Genomic DNA, 2,105 nt, shown 5'->3' on the forward strand with positions numbered 1-2,105 from the left:
AAAACAATCGAACTAAACAATGAGTTTACACCCTATACCGGTCTCATCTGGACATTCAATCCGACATGGAATGGCTATGTCAGTTATTCACAAATCTTTCAGCCTCAAAAACAAAAAGATGCCGATGGTAATTTAATTGATCCGATTCGTGGCAATAATTTTGAAGCGGGTGTTAAAGCGGATTTATTAGATGGTCGTTTAAACCTTAATGCTGCAGTTTATCAAATTATCCAAGAAGATCGCGCACAGGAAGATCCTGCACATCCCTGCGCATCACAACTCGATAATCATTGTTATATTGCAGATGGTAAGGTTCGTAGCCGTGGTTTTGAGTTTGAAGCGAAAGGGCAAATCCGTTCAGATCTGTCGATGACCGCCAGTTATAGCAATAATCACAGCAAATACTTACGTGATGCCAAGTCAGAAGGCCAGTCATTTAGTAGTTTTGTCCCTAAACATATGTTTAATCTTTGGCTGAACTACACGCCAGCAGTTGTAAATGAAAAATTGGATCTAGGCTTAGGCTTACGTGCACAAAGTGACTTTAGCGTTACATCGGGAGGGGTCACTCTACATCAAAGTGGTTATAGCGTTATGGACACTAAAGTGGGTTATCACATCAGTCCAAATCTTGAAGCTTCTCTTTTCGTCAAAAATTTATTTGATCGTCGTTATTACCAAAGTCTTTCAGGCGTGAACTGGAATAACCGTTATGGAGAACCACGTTCGGCCATGTTGATGCTTCATGCCAAATTCTAATGAATCTATCGTGTTTTAAAGCCCTCTATGAGAAGGCTTTAAAAACATGAGCTTATAAAACACTTGATATTGATAAATTTAATCTTGCAAATGATGACGTATTGCAAAGTAACAAAGAATGCATAGAGGCTAAAATCGATGACAAATCAAGCATTTCAACCCTTTAAAATGCAAGCACATTTAATTGGCTTACACGTAGAGAACTTTAAGACCACGATCGAGTCCATCCATAATAAAGCGCGTAGTCAAGCTGACTGGATTATCGGTCTTAAAGATTTTGAGAGTACACAAGCCTTACACGGACACTACTGGGAAAAGCACCCGAAAGGCGATGAAACATTGTTGTTGCTGTCAGGAAAAATTTTATTAAGTTATTGCGATGGTCAATTTCAAAATATCCAAAGTGTGATGTTGCAGGCGGGTGAGGTTATTGTTGTTCCTCAAAATACATGGCATCGACTTGAGGTACATGAAGCAGGTCAATTGATGTTTTTCACCCCAGCTCAGGGCAGCAAAATAGAAAAAGTTGAGGGCGAGGCTGATGTTTAATTTGGCAAAAATGCGTCTTTGGTTGATGCTCGCTTTACTGTATATCTCACAAGGCTTGCCTTTGGGCATAGCGATGGATGCGTTGCCGAGTATTTTAAAAAACCAAGGCGCATCCTTAGAAAATTTAATTTTTCTTCCTTTAGTCGGCTTACCTTGGATTTTAAAGTTTCTGTGGGCTTCGGTTGTCGATAATTACTCAAATACTCGTTTTGGTCGACGTCGTAGCTGGTTAGTACCGATGCAGTCACTGATCTTTCTGACATTGACTTTGCTGTGGTGGCTTGGCATTGAACAAGATAAGACTTTGCTGATCATTCTACTGATGCTCATCGCTTCCGTTGCCAGTGCTACACAAGATATCGCGACAGATGGACTCGCTGCAGAACTTTTTTCAGGCAAAGATTTGGTGCGTGCCAACATCATTCAAGTGGGTGGCACGATGGTCGGCTTCTTCTTGGGTGGGGCAGGAGTGATGATTTTGGTGGGCCAGTTTGGCATCAGTGTGGGCGCTTTACTGCCTATGGCCATCGTACTTTGTAGTTTAGCACTTCTACTGACGTGGAAGGAACCTGCTGTGACTTTAGTCAATACCGCCGTATCATCGACTGGGTCTAATCAAAGTCAGACGACTGCGAGTTTAAAAAACTTTATCAAACGTGCAGGTTCAGTGCGCTTATTGGCCATGGCTTTCTTATCCTCATTGGCGATGGTTTCAGGTTTTGGACTTGGAAAACTGCTGTTAATTGACCAAGCATGGAGTTTGCAAAGTGTTGGGCAGCTGGGCATGTATGGCGGTG

At 41.9% G+C, this 2,105-nt stretch carries 3 protein-coding genes; all 3 read left to right on the forward strand.

Annotated elements, in window-relative coordinates; all coding sequences use genetic code 11:
- A partial coding sequence (locus Aru01_RS18185; protein WP_042111782.1) for a TonB-dependent siderophore receptor occupies positions 1 to 759 on the forward strand: 759 nt, incomplete at its 5' end.
- 138 nt (positions 760 to 897) lie between these two features.
- Positions 898 to 1,308: a cupin domain-containing protein gene (locus Aru01_RS18190; RefSeq protein ID WP_016655906.1), complete on the forward strand. Its 411-nt coding sequence runs from the start codon at positions 898 to 900 to the stop codon at positions 1,306 to 1,308.
- Positions 1,301 to 2,105: MFS transporter (locus Aru01_RS18195; RefSeq protein ID WP_042111783.1), on the forward strand; the 805-nt coding region annotated here is incomplete at its 3' end. The genes Aru01_RS18190 and Aru01_RS18195, both read left to right, overlap by 8 nt.

It is taken from the genome of Acinetobacter rudis (genome assembly GCF_000829675.1).
Classification (GTDB): Bacteria; Pseudomonadota; Gammaproteobacteria; order Pseudomonadales; family Moraxellaceae; genus Acinetobacter; species Acinetobacter rudis.